Raw genomic sequence first — 19,571 nt, forward strand, 5'->3', positions numbered from 1 at the left:
TACAATAGGTTGAACGTATGAATATGAATGTAGTTATTATAATGAAACTGCTTCGTTTAATCAATTTTTCTGTAACCTTTCAAAAATGTAAGGTTTTTGTCATTTGAATCGATGGAAGATATTTCTTCGCTTCATTATGATTGCAGTATAGTGATTGGAAGGGCGGAGAAACAATATGAATATTAGGGAATTAGCGTTTCGTAATGTAACGCGAAACAGACGAACATATTCAGCTTATTTTTTGAGTAGTGCATTTGCAATTATGGCCTTTTTTGTTTACTCATTTTTTGCTTTTCATCCTGCATTAAGCGCAGGCCAATTAGGTCAATATGTGTTTGTAAGTATGTCTTTTGCACAAGTTATTATTTATCTTTTTACGTTTTTCTTTATTTTGTATTCAATGGGAATGTTTTTAAAAACAAGAAAGCGTGAATTGGGAATTTTAATGATGCTAGGTATGACGAAATTTCAATTAAAGCGTCTTATCTTTTTTGAAAATGTTATGATCGGTATCGCTGCAATTATTACAGGCATCATTTGCGGCATGCTGTTTTCGGGGATATTGATTTTGGTAGCGCCATTATTACTAAAGTTAGATTTATCTTTATCATACTATGTACCAACAACAGCAATCGGTGTAACAAGCATTATGTTTTTCATATTATTTATTATCATTTCATTCTTTAGTGCAGGGCTGATTCGTAAAAATCAGATTATGAAACTATTTAGAGGTGCAGTAAAAGCAAAGCCTGAACCAAAAGCTTCAATTATTTCTTCGTTCTTAGCTATAGTATTGCTTGGAGCGGGATATATAGGTGCTTTAATTTCGCATGGTGCCATGGTATTTATTATGTTGATTCCTGTAACGACAGTTGTCATTATTGGCACATACTTATTTTATAAGCAGCTCAGCGTATTTATTATTCGAGCATGTAAAAAGAGTAAACGGTTGTATTGGACGAGAACGAATATTATTACTCTTTCAGATTTAGCGTACCGTATGAGAGATAACGCGCGGATGTTCTTTATTGTTACCATTATTTCAACTGTAGCATTTTCAGCTATTGGTACATTAGTCGGCTTTGCTTCCATGACAAAGGGAATCATGAATCAACCAATTGCATTTCATTATCACTCTAAACAAGGGGATGAAAATGAGCCACAGCACGTACGATTCATTGGACAAACATTGAAGAAATATCATATATCTGCTGAAAAAATAGATATTGTATCAAAGAAAACTGAAAATAAACCACTAAGAGATGCGACATTTGTAAGAGAATCTGATTATAAAAAGTATGCAAAGTTAACGGGGGAGCCAGTTGATTTATTAACTGAAAATGCAGTACTATTTCTATCGATAGAAATACCAGGTCCACCGAAAAAAGAAAGAACAACAATTGAATTACCGAATGATAACAAATCGTTGCAGGTAAAAAAAGTTAACACATCTTCTCTTGGTAAAGTACTTACTGGAAATATCTATGTAGTTTCAGAAGCTCAATATAATTTACTACAAGATGGATTCAAAGAAGTAAAAGATTACATGTATAAAACAAACGAAACAAAAAATGAAATTGAAGCTGGAAAAGAACTTACCCACCAGATAAAAGCTTATCAAGAATATTCAAGATTTAGTGCTGCAGAATATGATCAAAATCAGGCTTTACAATTTGCTGGACCTATCTTTTTTGTAGGATTCTTTATTGGTATTGTATTCTTTGTTTGTGCAGGTAGTTTTTTATACTTCCGCTTATTCTCTGACTTAGAAGAGGACTATCGTTTATTTGATTCCATTCGAAAAGTAGGTTTAACAAGTGGTGAGTTAGCAAAAGTAGTAACGATCCGATTAGGGCTATTATTCTTTGTTCCAATTGGTGTTGCGACATTACATGGTGCAGTTGCGTTAACAGCTTTAGGGCAAATGTTTGAGTATTCACTTGTAAAAGAAAATGCGATTGTATTAAGTATCTTTGTAGGGATTCAAATTGTGTACTTTATCCTGATACGATCACGTTATTTAAAGCAATTGAAAGAAAGATTACGAATGAGTTAACATATAGTAGTTCATAAAACTCCCCTAACACATGAGGTTAGGGGAGTTTTTATTATATAAATAAAAACTTGGATATTTTTAAGAGTTTACATGTAATATTTCAATAATTGTATATACAATTATTAATTTGTAGTTTTTGTGAACAGTCTTGTTTTTCACATATATTTGTCCTACACTTTATTTGTTTGTAAGAAAGCAATATACATATAGTGTAAAGTTAATAATTAACTTTATTAAATATTAATAATGTGTAAGGAGGGTTTGTATGTTGAAATGGTTACAGAGCACAACAGACTTTGCGAGTAGTAAAAAAGGTGCGAAAATCATTGTTGTATCTTGGATTATTATTATGCTTGTACTAACAGGAGTCTCCAAACCAGCAAAGAAATACGCAAATAATGTAAGTGGTGATGGCATTCCGAAAAGCGCAGCATCCTTGCAAGCTGAAAAACAAGTAGAAAAGTATTTTCCAAATGATGAAGGATTACCGGCTATTATTGTATTTGATCAAAAAGAGGAAATGAAGGAAGAAGAGTTACAACATATTCAAGAAATGACCAAGAGGCTAGAGGATAAGAAAATAAAGCATGTCGAGAAAATTGTACCAATTAGTGAAATGCCAGTTCAAATGTTAACAGGTTTTTTATCTAAAGATAAAACAAGTTTTATTTTACCTGTTACAATGACAAATAATCTAGAAGTAAAAGAGATTCACAATACTGTAAATCAAATAAAAAAAGAATTGAAACAGGAATTACCTTCTAGTATGGAGGCGAAGGTAACGGGTCCAGCGGGGATTGCTGCGGATACGTTAGAAATTTTTAAAAATGCTGATGTAGTACTTCTATTATCAACAATTGGGTTGATTTTTGTATTATTAATTATGATTTATCGTTCGCCACTATTAGCAGTTATTCCACTCATAGCGGCAATTATTGTGTACCAAGTAATCGACCGAACCCTTGGTTTATTTGGTAAATTTGGCCTCGAAATAAAATCACAATCCTTGTCGATTATGTCAATCTTATTATTCGCGGCGTTAACGGATTATGCTTTATTTACTTTTGCAAGGTACAAGGAAGAGTTGCAAAAGCGTGAAGATAAATATGAAAGTATGAAGCAAGCGATGAGAAGGGTAGGCGAACCGATTTTCTTTAGTGGGAGTACTGTGCTTGCTTCGATGTTAATGCTGTTTTTCGCAGTATATAATGGTTATCGAAACTTCGCCCCGCTATTTTCTATTGCGCTTGTTGTCATTATTCTAGGTGGAATTACATTACTACCTGCCCTCTTTACGCTGTTTGGTAGAAAAGCATTCTGGCCGTTTATTCCAAAAGTTGGGCAGCAAAAAGAAAAACATGTGATATGGAAAAAGGTGAGTCATGTCGTAGTAAGTAGACCATATATTATTGGAGGAGCGGTTGCTGTATTTCTAATTGTATGCTCAATGAATATTTTTCAAATTAAGTATTCATTCAATCTATTAAAGTCTTTCCCGGACAATTTAGAATCCAGACAAGGATATGAATTAATTGAAAAGAAATACTCTCCTGGTCAATTGGCACCAATTACAGTTGTAGTAAATAAAGAGGGAAAATTATCAAATGAAGAAATCGTACAGTTTGTAGAAAAGCTAGACAAACAAAAAGGTGTAGAAGGATTGAATCCTTCTATTGAAACGATTAAAAAGAACACAAGTCAATTATTGTCTGAGGATGGAAAAGCGGCAAAAGTACAATTAATTTTAAAAGATCAACCATACTCATTACAAGCAATGGACACGATTCAATCGCTTCAAAGTAAAGAAAGTGAATTTGTAAAGGATGGTCATGTTTATTTCGCAGGTGAAACAGCAAAGCAAGGGGATCTGTATGACATTAATAATCATGATACAACATTAATCGTTGTGTTAATCTCTATCTTAATTTTTATTTTATTAGGTATTCAAACAAAATCACTCATTGCACCAATTTATATGATTGGAACGATATTGTTATCATATTGTGCGGCATTAGGGCTTAGTATGTTCTTATTCCAGCATTTGTTTGGATATACTGACATGAGTTATCGAATTCCGTTATATACGTTTGTGTTCCTTGTTGCACTTGGTGTTGATTACAATATTATGCTCGTTTCACGCATTAAGGAAGAAGCAGCACAGCATTCGTTACAAGCAGCAATTGAAAATGGGTTAACAGCGACAGGAGGCGTCATTTCTTCTGCTGGTATCATATTAGCGGCTACATTTGCTGTATTAACTACTCAGCCCTTATTAGAGCTGTTTATGTTTGGATTTGTAGTTGCATTAGGGGTTATTATCGATACATTCCTTGTGCGGACATTGCTTGTTCCAGCGATTATGCTTTTATTAAAGAAATGGAGTTTGTGGCCGCAAAAAATGAAGTAATATAGGATTTCAAAAACGTCTTTTTCGTCAGAATATCTGGTGGAAAAGATGTTTTTTTATATTGAGAAAAATATTGAAGCAGGAAAATGGAAGTGAGAAAACGAATGTTATTTATAAATGTAAGCGCATTCAATGGGAGGGTAATATATTTTTAGGAGGGGTTATGGTGAACAGTAGTACAGCGAATAAACAAAAAGGTATTCAATTAATTCCGTTTACGGTCGATAAAGTAATAGAGCAAGTGAACGAAATTCCACCAGGTGTACAACTGATTCATGCTCCTGGTGCTTGGGAAAAGAGTGCAAAAGGAAAAGACATTGTCGTTGCTGTTTTAGATACAGGTTGTGATATAAATCATGTTGATTTAAAAGATCGAATTATTGGCGGGAGAAATTTTACTGAAGATTATGAAGGGGACCCGAAAGTCTATCTTGATAATAATGGTCATGGTACGCATGTTGCAGGAACAATTGCAGCAGCAGAAAATGGGGTAGGGGTACTGGGCGTTGCTCCACTTGCTAAGTTATTAGTGTTAAAAGTATTATCAGGAGATGGTTCAGGAAGCTATCAACAAATTATTGAGGCTATTGATTATGCAGTGCGCTGGAGAGGGCCTAATCAAGAACGGGTACGAATCATTTCTATGTCACTCGGCGGGCCACAAGATGTTCCAGAGTTACATGAAGTCATTCAACATGCGGTGAAACAGGACGTACTCGTTGTATGTGCAGCAGGAAATAATGGAGATTGCAGTGATGAAACAGAGGAATTAGACTTTCCAGGTGCTTACTCAGAAGTAATTGAAGTAGGTGCTGTTAATTTAGAAAGGAAACTTGCTTGTTTTAGTAATTCAAATCAGGAAATTGATTTAGTCGCTCCAGGAGAAGAAATACTTTCTACTTATCCTGAAGGAAAGTATGCGGTATTAAGTGGGACGTCAATGGCAACGCCGCATATTGCGGGAGCATTAGCCCTTCTGATTAAACAATGTGAAAGAGAATATGGAAGAAAGTTATCAGAACCAGAAATCTATGCACAACTCATTAAACGTACTGTACCATTAGGATATGAGCGAACATCTGAAGGAAATGGTTTAATAGATTTATTAAAAGAATAATTGCTATTAAAAAACATCTCATATTTATATGAGATGTTTTTTAATACGGTTCCGTTGCTTGCAAGACAGCATCTAATAGTCCAGGAAATCGAGCATTTAAATCTTCCGTTCGAATCGAAATAAAACGCTGCGTTCCTTCTATACGTGTATACATTACACCTGATTCACGCAAAACTTTAAAATGATGGGATAAGGTTGATTTTGCCACAGGAATATTTAGTGCACCACATGATTGTTCATTTTGTTCCATTAGCATGCTTACAATTTGTAAACGAATTTGGTCGCTGAGGGCATATAAGACAGAAGAAAATTGAATTTCTTCTCGGTTTGGATGGTATAGTGTTCGTATAATGTCACCTACTTGTATTAACAATGAACCAAATTATTTAAGAAGTGCAGTAGAAAATAGTTTGCGCAGACTTCAGACAGATTATATTGATTTATATTATTTACATTTTACCAATCCAGAAACTATGTACATAGATTCAATTGGGGAACTTGTTCGTTTAAAAGAAGAAGGAAAAATTCGTTCAATCGGAATATCAAATGTAAATCTAGCTCAGTTAAAAGAGGCAAATTGATGTACTGCAGTCTCACTATAATATGTTAGATCGTACAGCAGAGAAGGAACTTTTACCATATTGCATAGAAGAAGGGATTTCATTTATTCCATATGGACCTCTTGCTTTTGGAATTTTAGGTGGTAAATATCCGGGGAATTTGAAATTAGATGAAAAAGATTGGCGCCACGATGTTTCATTATTTGAGGAACGTACATATAAGAAAAACTTTATGAAAGTTGAAAAATTAAAAGAGTTTGCTAGAGCAAAAGATACAACGTTATCTAATATAGCGTTAGCTTGGCTTCTAAATCAAAGGGGAATTGATACGGTGATTCCAGGTGGGAAACGTGCAGAGCAAGTAAGAGAAAATGTAAAGGTAGTAGATGTCTCTTTAAGTGAGTGTGATTTGGAATATGTACAATCTATTCTAGAGGATTAACAAAGAGGGGGAAACGCTTCTTACCCCTTTCTTATCATTCTATTGTAAGTCGCTATAAACAACTATTAGGAGATTCTAAAACCTCACTTACTTACTTTGCATATTTTCTTTTTCAAACTGGTAACTTTGCAGCATTTGATAATTTTATTTTCATTGGTTTATTTACGGCTATCTTATATGTGGTTTCACTTCTAGTGTTCCGAAAAAGCGATCGATACATGACGGGAGAAATAGGAGAAAAACAGAAGACCGCTCCTTCGTAATTGATAATAATATTGTTATGTAAACAAAATGAAAAAAAGCACTGTTTTAGTGATGCGTCTAAAACAGTGCTTTTCGTTTGGATTGAACAGTTGCAGCATTTTCATCTTCGATTCCTGCTTCTTTAATAATTCGTTTTTGGGCTTTATCCAATAGGTGATTGACTGCCTCACCAAAATAGTTAGCTTCGCGCTTTGTGCGGGCTGCTCGTAAACATTTATAGTTTTCTATCAGTTCCTCTTTTTCAGAGTCTGTTAAGAAATCTTCTATTGTCTTTTTTGGCATACGAAACACCCTTTCTTCTGACAGACGACGCAATTCAGAAATATTTATTCCTCATTATAACAGTAATTTTTAAATGAAGTATAGATTAACGCCGTAATAATTTGTCAATTTCTTGAATTTTTTCATCGACTTTACTAATCTGTGTGTTTTTTGCCTGTTCACCGCCGAGGGCTTGATGAAGTAAGAATGTTTGCCCTGAAATGGCAGTGACAATGGACACTTTAATAATTTCTTTTATAGTAATCACATCAAATAAGACGAGTCCCAGAAGTGCAGCAAGACTACCAGTCAAAATATCAGTGAAAAACCCAAGATGAAAAAATGTTTTTAAACGGCGTGGAAGCAATAACTTGCCTTGGTTATTGATAAGATGGGAAACGAAACCAGTAATGCCACCAATGAGAACAGCAGTTAGCCATTGATACATCTCCATCAAATCCACTCCTTTTAGTGAATAAGATTCGTTTTTTACATCCGTATTCCTTTTTAAATTTTATATAAGTATATTGAGAAAATTTGGTTTGGCTACATGCTCGTTCACTTTTATTATAACAGAAAATTCTGGTATATTTCAGTCTATTATGTGACGTTCTTTTTCATTATCATAAAATCTAGAAAAGGAGGATGAAAAAATGAAAATAGATTACCGAATACGAAGTATAGAGAATTATACGCCAAATGTAAGACAACTTGTTAGCATGCAAGAGCGGTTACATTGTATGAAATAAAAGATTTAACAGTAGAAAATTTAGATTTTATCTTGGTCGATGGTGGGAATTCTATCGGCGCATTGCTAAAACATATTGCCGCAATAGAAAAAGTTCATCAGCTCATTTCTTTCCAGAACCAAGATTTTACAAAAGAGGAGTTGAAGGGATGGAATAACGCTCTTTTCTTAGGAGAAGCGGGAAGAAGAATTCGCGGGCATGAGGTGCAATACTACGTACAACTTTTTAATAAAGTTCGAGAAGAATCGCTGCGATATTTAAAAGAAAAAGATGATGCTTGGTTAATGTCAGAAGGTCGATGGGATAATGGGGGCATATATAATCAGTACTATTTGTGGTTCCATGTACTAGAAGATGAAATCAGCCATCGCGGACAAATAAGGACGATAAAAAATCATATATCTGAAAATTTAGTTAAATAAAGTAGCTTTTCAAAATAATATTACATATAATGAGATTAACTAAACTAAGAACGGAGTGATGTATTATGGCGATGATTTATATGGATGTTAAAGTAAGTACAAAGGTGGATGGAAAGAGCGAGACTTTGTAAAGAATCGCGTCATCCTTCCACTGAGCTCAAAATAGGGAGGATATAGATTTGAATCAAAATTGTTTAGAAACATTCGGATGGGATTCTTTTTTTGAGGATCAATCTTTAGAAAAGTATGAAATAGGTCGAATTTTACTTGAACATAAGCACATGTACCGTATTATTTGTGATGATGGCGAATATATGGCAGAGTTATCTGGAAAGTTTCGTCATGAAGCATTAGATAAAGGTGATTATCCAGCAGTTGGTGATTGGGTGCATGTAAAGAAAATAAAAGAGGAAAGCAAGGCAATTATTCATAGTGTTTTTCAAAGAAAAAGTTCCTTTTCTAGGCAAGCAGCTGGCGAAAGAACGGTTGAGCAGATTGTGGCAGCAAATGTTGATTATCTATTTTTAGTAAATGCGCTTAATCATGATTTTAATGTAAGAAGAATTGAACGTTATTTATTATTAGCTTATGAAAGTGGATCAATGCCTGTTATTGTTTTGACGAAAAGTGACTTGTGTGAAGATGTGGAGCAAAAGATATTGGAAACAGAGGCAATAGCTATTGGTGTTCCAATCTTTGCAGTGGATAGTTTACAGCAAGCGGGAGTTGAGTCCTTACAACAATTTGTCACTTCTGGAAAAACGATTGCTCTTGTTGGTTCTTCAGGCGCCGGGAAATCTACTTTGCTAAATGCATTAATGGGAAGTGAAGTTGCAAAAACAGGTGGTATTCGCGAAGAGGATAGTAAAGGACGACATACTACGACACATCGTGAGTTGTTTCAATTACCAAGTGGTGGTTTAGTAATTGATACGCCAGGAATGCGAGAACTTCAACTATGGGAGGGAAGCGAAGCGATTCATGCGACGTTTTCTGATATTGAAAAATTTGCAGAAGAGTGCCGTTTTCGTGATTGCCAGCATGAAAATGAGCCTGGGTGTGCAGTTCGCACCGCTATTGATGAGGGGATTTTAGAAGCAAACCGTTTGCAAAATTATAAAAAATTGCAAAAGGAAATTGCATACGCAATGAGAAAACAAGATCTAGCGCTTGCTCGTGCTGAGCGGGAGAAGTGGAAAAAAATAGCGAAGCAGAATCGGAGAAAGTAGAATAGAATGAGAAGCCAAAAGCTAATAGAATGCTTTTGGTTTTTTGTCATTTATTCTATAAAAATAGGCAATTATAGTCGAAAAATAAAGGAATTTGTTATAAGTATGTATAATTATTGAAAAGTAGACTATTTATAAAGGAGAAGAGTATGGGAGTGTATTGGGGAACGAAAAGATATTCTTGGCTTAGCTATGCCTCATTTTGGTTAAGTATTTCATTTTTTCTTATCTTTTTGATTGAGGTGTTTGTACTTAAAACACTTTTAAATAGTTCGAGTGGTGCAATGCAAATTATTAAATATTTTTATTTCATATTTGTACCATTAAATATCGTGATTAGTTTAAGACTATTGTTTAAAAAGAATGAAAAGAAAACATTACCAATTTTCAGCTTTATTGTATCGGTACTATTCGCCAGCTTGATAGTGGTATTAGCTTTAGTTGCTATAGGGAAAGTATTTTGATGAAAAAACAGGAATGATAAATGTCATTCCTGTTTTTTCATGATTTATATACAGTGAAACTTTAATCAGTGAGGTTTTTCTTCTCCCCACTGATTATCAGCCTTCCCCAATCGGGCTTTTACTGGCAGTTCATCCTCAACCTAATTTCTTAGCTTTCGCTGAATTTTGAGGTGGGAGTGTTACTGCCAGCAAATAGCGGGATAAAAGTAGTGGAGTATAATAGGTAGAAGAATATAGCAAGTCAATTGATGTATGGTACAATAAGCTTGATAGTGATAGAGAAAAAGGGTATATAAAATACTCATCGTTTTTTAGTAAGAGAGGGGTTATCTTATGCTATACGAGGATTTAATGTCATTATTTCAAGCTGCTCCAATGGAAGATGGAAAAAATGGCTGGAAATATGTAATCCAAGAAGAAGATGGTAAGTACTCAATTGTTAATAGTGTATCAACAGAACATATGAGTGTAGAATTGTTTTTTAATGAATATGATGAGTTGCGAATTACTTTATATAAAGAGGGTCAGCCGATTACAACTATACAACGAATAGTAATCTTAAAAACCGAGTTAGAAGAGGATGAAGAAGGTATTCAGTTTGTTTTAGAGCGTATGCCAAGCCGAATGATTCGGTTACAATTAAAGCCATTCCTCGCAGTAGAAATGGGTTTGTATTGGGAAGTATGTGAAGATTGTGAGTAAAAAAGCATCCGTACATAACGGATGCTTTTTTACTATGTTTTTTCAAGCTGTTTATATGCGATAATTGGAAGAAGAACGATGCTAACCCATCCGATTATTGGATACAAGATGTGAAGGAGTTCACTGTAACCAATATAGCTAAAACAATAACTAATTAGTAAAATAAAATAAATAATATTGTTGTTCTTCCAGCCAGTGATAGACTGCATTTGTTTTGTCATCCCAAATACATTTCCAACTAATGTTGTAAACACTTCCCCAAAAATAATCAGGACAAAGAAGAAATGGAAGGTAGCATTAAATCTTCTTACTACTTCAGCCATAGGAATATTATATTGATAAAATTGGTCAATAGATAAAATGGCTAAATGACTACATAATAGAATAAAGCATAGTCCAGCTCCTCCTAAAATTCCGCCCCATAGAATCGCTTTTCGATCTTTTACTTCACTTGCTAACGGTACTAAAACACTTTGGGCGAGAGAAAGATTTAAGGCGACATATGTAAGTGGACTTGTTATCCATTTCATGTTCCAACTTTCTGTAGGAACAGTGTTAAAGATAGGTGTTGTGCCATGAATAAAAGTTGTAATAGCAAGTCCGATAATGAAAATCATCATAATTGGTACTACAAGTGTATTCACCTCAAATACACCTTGTAATCCACGACTACCAATAATGATACATGCGATAACTGTAATGAAAATACCGAGCTGTCGTGGTAGCCGAAGTTGTTCTTCGAATACAGCACCAGCGCCTGATAGCATAACACTTGTCACACCAAAAAGTACGAGTAATAACAAAGTGTTTACCACATTTCCAAATACATCACCAAATAAATATCTGTTAAATTCCTGAGCGGAAAATGCACCGATTTGTGAAGAGAGCAACATCATTTTCGTTCCTAACCAAATGAAAAAAAATCCACTTACGCATATTCCAATTGTTCCGTATAATCCGTTAATCGTAAAAAACTCAACAATTTCTCGCCCAGTTGCAAATCCAGCTCCGACGACAGTCCCAATATAAGTAGCAGCAACTTTTTTAGCTACTTGCCATTGTTGATTATCCATGTAATCCCTCTTTCTACTATGATGAGCTTGACCTATTATTATGCATATGTGTGAGCTTGGGCAATTAGACATGTGAAGTGCAAGAAAGGGTACATGGATTTCTCAACATTTAGGAATGATTAAAGTTGTTAAAACTTTGTTACATATAAGCGGATGATTTGGACGAGTAGGGAATTTATGGTACAATAAGAATGTATTATTAAAAGAGAATAATTCTAAAAATAAAGAGGAGTGGATTGAATGAGTACGAAAACAAATGTTGTTGAAGTATTAAACAAGCAGGTAGCAAACTGGAATGTGTTATATGTAAAAATTCATAACTATCACTGGTATGTGACAGGCCCACACTTCTTTACATTACATGAAAAATTTGAAGAATTTTATAATGAAGCAGCAACATATATTGATGAATTAGCAGAACGTATTTTAGCGTTAGAAGGAAAACCACTAGCAACAATGAAAGAGTATTTAGAAACATCTACTGTACATGAAGGAACAAGTAAAGAATCAGCTGAAGAAATGGTGAAAACATTAGTAAATGATTTCTCAGCAATCATTCAAGAATTAAAAGAAGGTATGGAAGTAGCGGATGAGGCTAAAGATGAAACATCAGCAGATATGCTATTAGCTATTCATACAACATTAGAACAACATGTTTGGATGTTGAGTGCCTTCTTAAAATAAGACAAAAAAACCTATTGAAAATTCTTTCAATAGGTTTTTTTATGATTTTTCAGCTTTCTTTCTATGGTATAATATAGTAAAAAGGAGGCGATGCAATGTTTCGCTTTTTCAAAAGTGGAAAAGAGGAGAGGTCAATTACGAAAGACGAATTAGAGCAAGCAATGGCTAAATTTCTGGAAACAAATGCAAATATTGTTTATACAGTATTAGTCAATGAAGATTATACAGTGAATTATGACTTGTTAAAACCGTATTTACCAGCATTTCCTACAAATACGTTCATTATAACGAAGGAAACGCTCGAGGTATTTGAACATACAGAAGAAAATCTAAAACTCGTAAAAGAGATTGATCTTGTGCAAAAAGCAGTAGACCAATATGTTACAGAAAAAGAAATGTTTCCTATTGTAGAAGATGATGAGGATCGTCTTATATGTGGAATGAAACTAGCGCCGTATTTAGATCGTATATTAAAGCGAAAATTATATATTTCAGAGAAGCATTATTTAGTTTCAAGTCAGCCAGATAAAAGTAAAAAAAATATTGTTTAACATGAAAACAACAATTATATATTGTTGTTTTTTTGTTGAAAAGAAATGTGAAGGTATAGTATAGTTCGATTTATAGATTGACTTTTCTGTTAATTCTGTATTTAATTGTATGTAAGAGATAGAAAGGAGTGATGTATTATGAAAAATTGTAAGTCAGTTAGCAAACGTCACCCTAAGAGTAGGGGGAGTTACTGTTAATCTGATATTCAAAAATTGACAGTATGTATTTACCGGAACCTTAGGATGACTGAAACCGTGTTAGAGAAGTATATATTCCTAAAAAGGTTACGGGAGGTAAGTGTGGATGAGTACGATTACTTATATTGGTTTGTTAAATGAGACATTAGAATGTTATGCAAAGGATGGTAGTTTAGAAGCATACCATTATATTACCAAAAATGCTGATAAGATAACTGGTAATAAAGCTCAAATATATAATTTTAAATATGCATTAGCAAGCGCATCTGGGCTTGAGAAAGAAGCCTTACATATAATGAAAGAAGCGATTGTAGAAAATGAGTTTTGGTATGGGTATGAGTATTTAATTACAGATGCCGATTTGAACCCCCTTCATAGATATGAAGAATTTCATCAGATGATTCAGTTATGTAAAGAAAGAGAAGAAGTAGCAAAGAAATCTGAACAATTTGATTTGAAAGTTATACAAGGAAATAGCGGTATTCATAACAATCTACTTATTGCATTGCATGGTGATCAAGAAAATATAAAGATAGCAGAACCATATTGGCAATCCGTTGTATCTCAAGGGTATTTATTAGCATTACCGCAGTCTTCTCAAATTCAATTTTCAGAAGGATACGTATGGGATGATATAGAAAAGGGCTCTCGTGAGTTAAAGGAACACTATGAAAGTATTGTAGCTAGTAATCATGGTGAGGTAGAGCATGTAATTATTGGAGGATTTTCCGCTGGAGCAAGAGTTGCGTTACATGCAATCTTAAACGAACATATTATTGTAAAAGGCTTTGTTTTTGTAGCGCCATGGATTCCTGAAATTGAAGAGTGGGAAGACTTGCTGGATAAATTGAAAGATAAAGGTATTAAGGGATATATTATTTGTGGAGATCAGGATGAAGATTGCTTTGAATGTACACAGAAGTTTGTGAAACGATTGGAAACGAAAAATATAAATCATGAGTATAAGGTTATTTCTAACTTAAATCACGATTACCCTGAGAATTTTGAAGAAATCTTACAAGAAGCAGTTAAATATATTGAGGGTACAGATTTATAAAAAACTTAGGCTGAAAAAAAGTGCATCACTTTATGTGACGCACTTTTTTTTGTATATTATAAATGAAAAGCTTCTGCTAATAAACGATACGATTTTAATTTGTCCTCAAATTGATGGGTGATGGTTACAATCATAAATTCCTCAGTATTGTAAGCTTTACTCAAGTTTAAGATTTGTTCTTTGACGTAACGTTGATCACCTACAATCATACGTTGCCGATTTTCTTTAATGCGGAACAAATCATAGGCACTATAAGGATAGTTTTGTGCTGTTTCAATGGAAGGGGTACCAGTTGTGCGTTTTCCTTGTTCTAATAATAGAATTGATAAATCTAGACTAGACGCAATTTTCTCAGCTTCTTCAGTCGTTTCTCCACAAACAACAAAAATAGAAACAATTGATTTTGGTTTGTCTCCTAAGAAAGATGGTTGGAATTGTTCTTGATAAGCTTTCATCACTTCAGGACCACCATAGCCGTTGATAAACTGAGCGAAGGCAAAAGAAGCCCCTTGTTTTGCTGCAACCATGGCACTTTCTCCACTGGATCCAAGCATCCATATTTCAGGTGCAGTAGGAATGACAGGCGAAGCTTTTAGGTTTGCATATTGATGATTTTCAGGTACGTTGTCATGTAAGTACATGGCTACATCCTGAATTTGTTCTGGATATTGGTCGAGTGAAATCATTTTTCCTTCTTGCAGCGCGCGAGTTGCGATGGGCATACCACCTGGTGCTCTACCAACTCCAAGATCGATTCGATTTGGATAAAGCGCTTCTAATACACGGAAATTTTCAGCGACTTTATATGAGCTATAGTGTGGAAGCATAACGCCACCGGACCCCACACGGATGCGATTTGTTTTCGCTGCAATATGAGATATGAGCACTTCAGGACTTGAACCAGCTAAACTGACAGAATTATGATGTTCAGACACCCAAAAGCGAGTAAATCCTAGTTTTTCCACTTCTTGAGCAAGTGTTACTGTATTGGAAAAAGCTTCAGTTGCTGTACTGCCATCGGAAATAGGGGATTGATCTAATACACTTAGTTTAATCATAGAAAATACCTCTCTATCTTAATGTACATTCTATTATATATTTACTTACGAAAAATGCGTAAAGAAATGCTCACATGAAAAAGCGAATGCTTTCACATCCGCTTGTTATGAGAAATTCCACGTTCATAATGATTCATTTCCACTAATGTTAAAATATATTCGTAGTTATCGATTTCCATCTTAATTTGATTACGATCATCTTCACTTAAATTTACATCCAATAATTTTTTGCATAGTAGTTGTTTTTTCAATTCCAAATGTTTTTTTGTTTCAGGATAGTCGTAAGTACATTTCATATTTATCAATCCCTTCCTTACATTTCCTATCTATATCTTCATTATATGATAAGAAAGGGATGATGAGAGCAAATCTCTGTGAATTATTAGTGAATATTCAGAAAAATGTGTTGTTCTACTATACTCATGAATACAATTCAGAGAATCACTGTTTTGTATTTTCAAAGTAAGGGGTGGAATGATGCGAGTGCATACACAATCCCATGTCACAACTGATGAAATGGTGGGAATTATTGATAAGGGATTATCGAAAACAGTAGAGCCAAAACAAATCATTGTAATTGGTGCTGGAATGGCTGGTTTAGTATCAGCATCCTTACTTAAAAGCGCAGGACATCATGTAAAAATTTTAGAAGCGAATAACCGTATAGGAGGCCGAATTGAGACTATTAGAATGGAAGACACCGGATTATATTTAGATGTTGGAGCAATGCGCATTCCATATATACATACATTAACGATGGCTTATATAAGAAAGTTTGGGCTACAAGTGACCCCCTTTATTAATCGAAATGAGACGGATATTATTTATGTGAATGGTAGAAAAACGACATTACAACAATACGAGAAAAATCCAAGTATTTTAAGATATCCAGTAGTGATGAATGAAGAAGGAAAAACATCTGAAGAATTATTATTGTTAGCAGTGCAGCCAATTATTGATTTCATTAAAAGAAATCCAGATAAAAATTGGGAAATTGTTGAAAAAGACTTTGGGAAGTATTCAACAGCACAGTTTTTAAAATATCATCCTTATCAATATAATACGTATTTTTCACCAGTAGCAATTGAGATGATTGGTGTACTTTTAGATTTAGAAGGATTTTTAGAAAGATCATTTGTTGAAACGTTACGTTTTATATATATTTTGCAGCAAGAAAGTGGTTTTTGTGAAATTAGTGGGGGCAATGATAAATTGCCAAAATCTTTTTTGCCTCAGTTAAAGGGAGATATTATTTACAATCAAAAATTAATGAAGCTTCAACAACATGATAAAGGTGTGACAGCATATTGCAGACATGAAGAGACATTTGGATATAGCAGTATAACAGGTGATTTAGTTATTATTACAATTCCATTTTCCACAATGCGATTTGTTGAAATTGATCCATTTGATTCTGTATCACATGAAAAGTGGAGAGCAATTCGTGAACTACATTATATGGCGGCTACTAAAATAGGAATTCAATTTAAAAGTCGCTTTTGGGAAGAACAGGGTCAATTAGGGGGGAGGATTATTACAGATTTACCAATTCGCTATGCGTATTATCCAAGCCATGGTATTGGGACTAAGGGACCGGCTATGATGCTTGGGAGCTATACATGGTCGTACGATGCATTATTATGGGATGGATTGTCGAAAGGTGATCGTATTTATTATACATTACAAAACTTAGCGACTATATTAGGTGGGCAAGTATATGATGAATTTATGTCAGGAGTAGCAAAAAATTGGACACTGGACCCGTATGCATTAGGAGGGTTTGCGATTTTTCAAGCGGGTCAAGAAACAGAACTGCAGCCAGCTATTGTAAAACCCGAGGGGAAAATATATTTTGCAGGAGACCATACAACACTTTATCATGGGTGGATACAAGGCGCAATTGAGTCTGGAATACGTACAGCTGTAGAGGTGAATCAATTGATTGTATGAGTATTAATAGTAAGAGGAAGGAAAGTGTCGTGACGAATATAATTAGAGATAGGTATGTATGAATTTGGTTTGAAAATAAGTGAAGTTCAGAAAAGTTATTTATTATATAAGTCGCTGCTACGGAGAAAAAAGTGACTTGCACTTGTTTTCTCTCTTTGTTTTCACTGGGCATGGGGCAGGAAAAGGATTTGACCGCTTCTATGCATGGTCGGATGCTCTCTTCCATCTGAAAAAGAAAGACTTTATGCCGTTTTTTAATTTGTATTTATATATAGTGTTAAATGTTATTATATATAAAAGAACAATAGGGAGTGTTTGTAATGAATCCATTATTACTTGATTTTCCTTCTGAATTTTACACAGACAGGCTTCTCATTCGAATGCCAAAGCCAGGGGATGGAAAGGCAGTATATGAAGCTATCAATGCATCGTTAGAAGAATTAAAACCTTGGATGACTTTTGCTCAAAAAGAACAAACAGAAGAAGAAATCGAAGCGAGTATAAGAAGATCATATATTCAATTTTTACAACGTGAAGATTTGAGATTACTAGTATTTTTAAAAGACACAGGCGAATTTGTAGCTTCTGCTGGATTGCATCGTATTAATTGGGAGATACCAAGATTTGAAATTGGATACTGGATAGATTCGCGCTTTGGTGGAAAAGGTTATATGACAGAAGCTGCGCAAGGTATTATGGATTATGCTTTTTCTGAGTTAAAGGCAAACAGGATAGAGATTCGCTGTGATTTACGAAATGTAAAAAGTAGAGCGATACCTGAGAGGCTAGGTTTTAAATTAGAAGGGATTTTAGAAAGCAGCAGTGTAGCAGTAGATGGCAAGGGACTCAGGGATACATGTGTGTTTGCGATGACAAGAAACAGGTATGAAAAAGAAGAGCTATAATGTATTAGCTCTTCTTTTTGAATTGTATTATTAATTAAGTTTTAGTCATTATAAGAACTGTTTAATGATTTTTACCCATCCTAAATAGGAAGCTCCTAAAATAATAGCCCATAAGAATGCAAGTCGTGCACTTCTTGGAATAGATAACCAAATTTCGAATAATTTCCAAGAGTAATTTTTATTTGAGTTATTCATTAATGGATATCCTTTTTGTGGCAATTATAACATAAAAAGGAGTGGGGTATTCAATACCTACTATAATGTGCTAGCACATTAAGGTACGGGATGTCCATTCGAACTTTCAAAGATGGTAAACCATTGCTGACGATCTAATGTAAGTTTTGTTGCAGCGATAGCTGACTTCACGCGATCTAATTTACCAGAGCCAACGATTGGCATCATTTTTGCTGGATGAGCAAGTAGCCATGCATACATGACAATATCGATGCCATCAGCATTCAGTTCATTTGCGACTTTTTGTAAAGTTTTGCGTAAGCGTACAGCACGTTCATTTTGTCCTGTAAAGATTTCTCCACCAGCAAGAGGAGACCAAATCATAGGGCTAATTCTTTTTTCTTGGCATAAGTCGATTGTACCTTTTTCAAAATGTTCAAGCTGCATCGCAGATACTTCAATTTGGTTTGTGATGAGCGGGAAATCTAAGTATGAGCTAAGCATATTAAATTGAGACGGTAAAAAGTTAGATACACCGAAATGACGGACTTTTCCTTCTTGTTTTACACGTGTGAAAGCTTCTGCCACTTCACTTGGGTCCATAAATGGATCAGGTCGATGAATCAGTAACAAATCAATATAATCAGTATGTAAGTTTTGTAGTGACTGTTCCACGCTTTTTACAATATGTTTCGTACTTGTATTATAATGAGCGACATATCGCTTTGGAAACTTCGGAGATAAGGGAGCGATTCCACATTTTGTGACAATTTGCATGTTATCACGTAAAGAAGGCTGTAATTGTAATGCTTCCCCGAATAATGATTCACACGTATATCCTCCATAAATATCGGCGTGGTCAAAAGTTGTAATCCCCATCTCCATACAATTTTTGATAAAAGAAAGTAATTCTTGTTTTGGCATATTCCATTCTGCTAAACGCCAAAATCCTTGAATGATACGAGAGAATTCAAGGTTATTAGCCATTTGAATTCGTTCCATTTTGAGTAGACCCCCTTGATGAATGATGATATTTTTGAAAAGGCTTTCTTGTTCGGTACTATTATATAGTTATTGGACTGTACTTACAATGAATATGTCTTTGTTGTAAAAAACGATTTTACCTCGCATTAACGGGCAGTAAGCCCCCACCTCAAGAGTAAGAGCGAAACGAGGAAGATAGGTGGGGGATGAAGAAAAACCCTACTGATGGAAGTTTCACTTTATCTGTATGGTATAATGTACGAA

At 34.5% G+C, this 19,571-nt stretch carries 19 protein-coding genes and 3 pseudogenes; 14 read left to right on the forward strand and 8 right to left on the reverse strand.

All coding sequences use genetic code 11. The annotated features are described in order from the left end of the window. The first annotated feature begins 175 nt into the window (after positions 1–175). The 3 genes from C564_RS0111640 (at position 176) to C564_RS0111650 (ending at position 5,580) form a co-directional block, all read left to right on the forward strand. Positions 176–2,056 carry an FtsX-like permease family protein gene (locus C564_RS0111640; RefSeq protein ID WP_018765450.1) on the forward strand — a complete coding sequence of 627 codons (1,881 nt, stop codon included), beginning with the start codon at positions 176–178 and terminating at the stop codon, positions 2,054–2,056. A 265-nt stretch (positions 2,057–2,321) separates the two neighbouring features. Continuing rightward, the gene (locus tag C564_RS0111645) at positions 2,322–4,463 is read left to right on the forward strand and encodes an MMPL family transporter (RefSeq protein ID WP_018765451.1); all 2,142 of its coding nucleotides are present in this window, start codon (positions 2,322–2,324) and stop codon (positions 4,461–4,463) included. A 166-nt stretch (positions 4,464–4,629) separates the two neighbouring features. Next, positions 4,630–5,580, forward strand: coding sequence for a S8 family peptidase (locus C564_RS0111650; protein WP_018765452.1), 951 nt, complete (start codon positions 4,630–4,632; stop codon positions 5,578–5,580). 40 nt (positions 5,581–5,620) lie between these two features. Here C564_RS0111650 and C564_RS31990 read toward each other — a convergent pair whose 3' ends face one another. Further along, a complete protein-coding gene (locus C564_RS31990) occupies positions 5,621–5,929 on the reverse strand; it encodes an ArsR/SmtB family transcription factor (protein ID WP_033794805.1) in 309 nt (102 codons plus the stop codon). A gap of 16 nt (positions 5,930–5,945) precedes the next feature. Between C564_RS31990 and C564_RS33445 the strand changes: the two are divergent. Together C564_RS33445 and C564_RS38415 are read left to right on the forward strand one after the other, a co-directional pair. Then, a pseudogene (locus tag C564_RS33445) lies at positions 5,946–6,582 on the forward strand (aldo/keto reductase); the annotation flags it as partial. 38 nt (positions 6,583–6,620) lie between these two features. Continuing rightward, a pseudogene (locus tag C564_RS38415) lies at positions 6,621–6,761 on the forward strand (MFS transporter); the annotation flags it as partial. A 142-nt stretch (positions 6,762–6,903) separates the two neighbouring features. Here the strand turns inward: C564_RS38415 and C564_RS0111665 are convergent. Both C564_RS0111665 and C564_RS0111670 read right to left on the reverse strand, forming a co-directional pair. Then, positions 6,904–7,128 carry a hypothetical protein gene (locus C564_RS0111665; RefSeq protein WP_018765454.1) on the reverse strand — a complete coding sequence of 75 codons (225 nt, stop codon included), beginning with the start codon at positions 7,126–7,128 and terminating at the stop codon, positions 6,904–6,906. An 85-nt stretch (positions 7,129–7,213) separates the two neighbouring features. After that, entirely contained in the window at positions 7,214–7,561 is a 348-nt protein-coding gene (locus C564_RS0111670; protein ID WP_018765455.1) for a DUF4257 domain-containing protein, read from the reverse strand. Positions 7,562–7,760: 199 nt separating this feature from the next. On the opposite strand from C564_RS0111670, the pseudogene C564_RS0111680 reads away from it, so the two are divergent. From C564_RS0111680 to C564_RS0111695, 4 genes and pseudogenes are all read left to right on the forward strand, one after another. Beyond that, positions 7,761–8,278 (forward strand): annotated as a pseudogene (locus tag C564_RS0111680) (DinB family protein). Positions 8,279–8,457: 179 nt separating this feature from the next. Further along, positions 8,458–9,507 (forward strand): ribosome small subunit-dependent GTPase A, encoded by a 1,050-nt coding sequence (rsgA, locus tag C564_RS0111685; protein ID WP_003197062.1) that lies wholly within the window; start codon positions 8,458–8,460, stop codon positions 9,505–9,507. 149 nt (positions 9,508–9,656) lie between these two features. Then, a complete protein-coding gene (locus C564_RS0111690) occupies positions 9,657–9,971 on the forward strand; it encodes a hypothetical protein (RefSeq protein ID WP_006094578.1) in 315 nt (104 codons plus the stop codon). A 333-nt stretch (positions 9,972–10,304) separates the two neighbouring features. Next, the gene (locus C564_RS0111695; protein ID WP_018765458.1) at positions 10,305–10,673 is read left to right on the forward strand and encodes a DUF3979 family protein; all 369 of its coding nucleotides are present in this window, start codon (positions 10,305–10,307) and stop codon (positions 10,671–10,673) included. 32 nt (positions 10,674–10,705) lie between these two features. On the opposite strand, the gene C564_RS0111700 is transcribed toward C564_RS0111695, so the two are convergent. After that, a complete protein-coding gene (locus tag C564_RS0111700) occupies positions 10,706–11,746 on the reverse strand; it encodes a YkvI family membrane protein (protein ID WP_006094577.1) in 1,041 nt (346 codons plus the stop codon). A gap of 240 nt (positions 11,747–11,986) precedes the next feature. Between C564_RS0111700 and C564_RS0111705 the strand changes: the two genes are divergently transcribed. From C564_RS0111705 to C564_RS0111715, 3 genes are all read left to right on the forward strand, one after another. Continuing rightward, positions 11,987–12,430, forward strand: a complete 444-nt coding sequence (locus C564_RS0111705) for a Dps family protein (protein ID WP_003197069.1) — start codon at positions 11,987–11,989, stop codon at positions 12,428–12,430. Between the two features lie 95 nt (positions 12,431–12,525). Then, on the forward strand, positions 12,526–12,981 hold the full coding sequence (locus tag C564_RS0111710) for a DUF3939 domain-containing protein (RefSeq protein ID WP_003197072.1): 456 nt from the start codon (positions 12,526–12,528) through the stop codon (positions 12,979–12,981). 304 nt (positions 12,982–13,285) lie between these two features. Continuing rightward, on the forward strand, positions 13,286–14,236 hold the full coding sequence (locus C564_RS0111715; protein WP_018765459.1) for an alpha/beta hydrolase: 951 nt from the start codon (positions 13,286–13,288) through the stop codon (positions 14,234–14,236). Positions 14,237–14,292: 56 nt separating this feature from the next. On the opposite strand, the gene C564_RS0111720 is transcribed toward C564_RS0111715, so the two are convergent. Continuing rightward, positions 14,293–15,294, reverse strand: a complete 1,002-nt coding sequence (locus tag C564_RS0111720) for an LLM class flavin-dependent oxidoreductase (RefSeq protein ID WP_003206914.1) — start codon at positions 15,292–15,294, stop codon at positions 14,293–14,295. A gap of 92 nt (positions 15,295–15,386) precedes the next feature. Beyond that, positions 15,387–15,590 carry a DUF3896 family protein gene (locus C564_RS0111725; RefSeq protein ID WP_018765460.1) on the reverse strand — a complete coding sequence of 68 codons (204 nt, stop codon included), beginning with the start codon at positions 15,588–15,590 and terminating at the stop codon, positions 15,387–15,389. Positions 15,591–15,771: 181 nt separating this feature from the next. On the opposite strand from C564_RS0111725, the gene C564_RS0111730 reads away from it, so the two are divergent. After that, a complete protein-coding gene (locus C564_RS0111730; protein ID WP_018765461.1) occupies positions 15,772–17,244 on the forward strand; it encodes a flavin monoamine oxidase family protein in 1,473 nt (490 codons plus the stop codon). Positions 17,245–17,564: 320 nt separating this feature from the next. Next, positions 17,565–18,149, forward strand: a complete 585-nt coding sequence (locus C564_RS0111740; protein WP_006094597.1) for a GNAT family N-acetyltransferase — start codon at positions 17,565–17,567, stop codon at positions 18,147–18,149. Positions 18,150–18,197: 48 nt separating this feature from the next. Here C564_RS0111740 and C564_RS36745 read toward each other — a convergent pair whose 3' ends face one another. Next, positions 18,198–18,344 (reverse strand): hypothetical protein, encoded by a 147-nt coding sequence (locus C564_RS36745; protein WP_018765463.1) that lies wholly within the window; start codon positions 18,342–18,344, stop codon positions 18,198–18,200. Positions 18,345–18,422: 78 nt separating this feature from the next. Further along, a complete protein-coding gene (locus C564_RS0111750) occupies positions 18,423–19,325 on the reverse strand; it encodes an aldo/keto reductase (RefSeq protein ID WP_003197089.1) in 903 nt (300 codons plus the stop codon). Positions 19,326–19,571 lie beyond the last annotated feature (246 nt).

Source organism: Bacillus sp. 105MF (genome assembly GCF_000374885.1).
Classification (GTDB): domain Bacteria; phylum Bacillota; class Bacilli; order Bacillales; family Bacillaceae_G; genus Bacillus_A; species Bacillus_A pseudomycoides.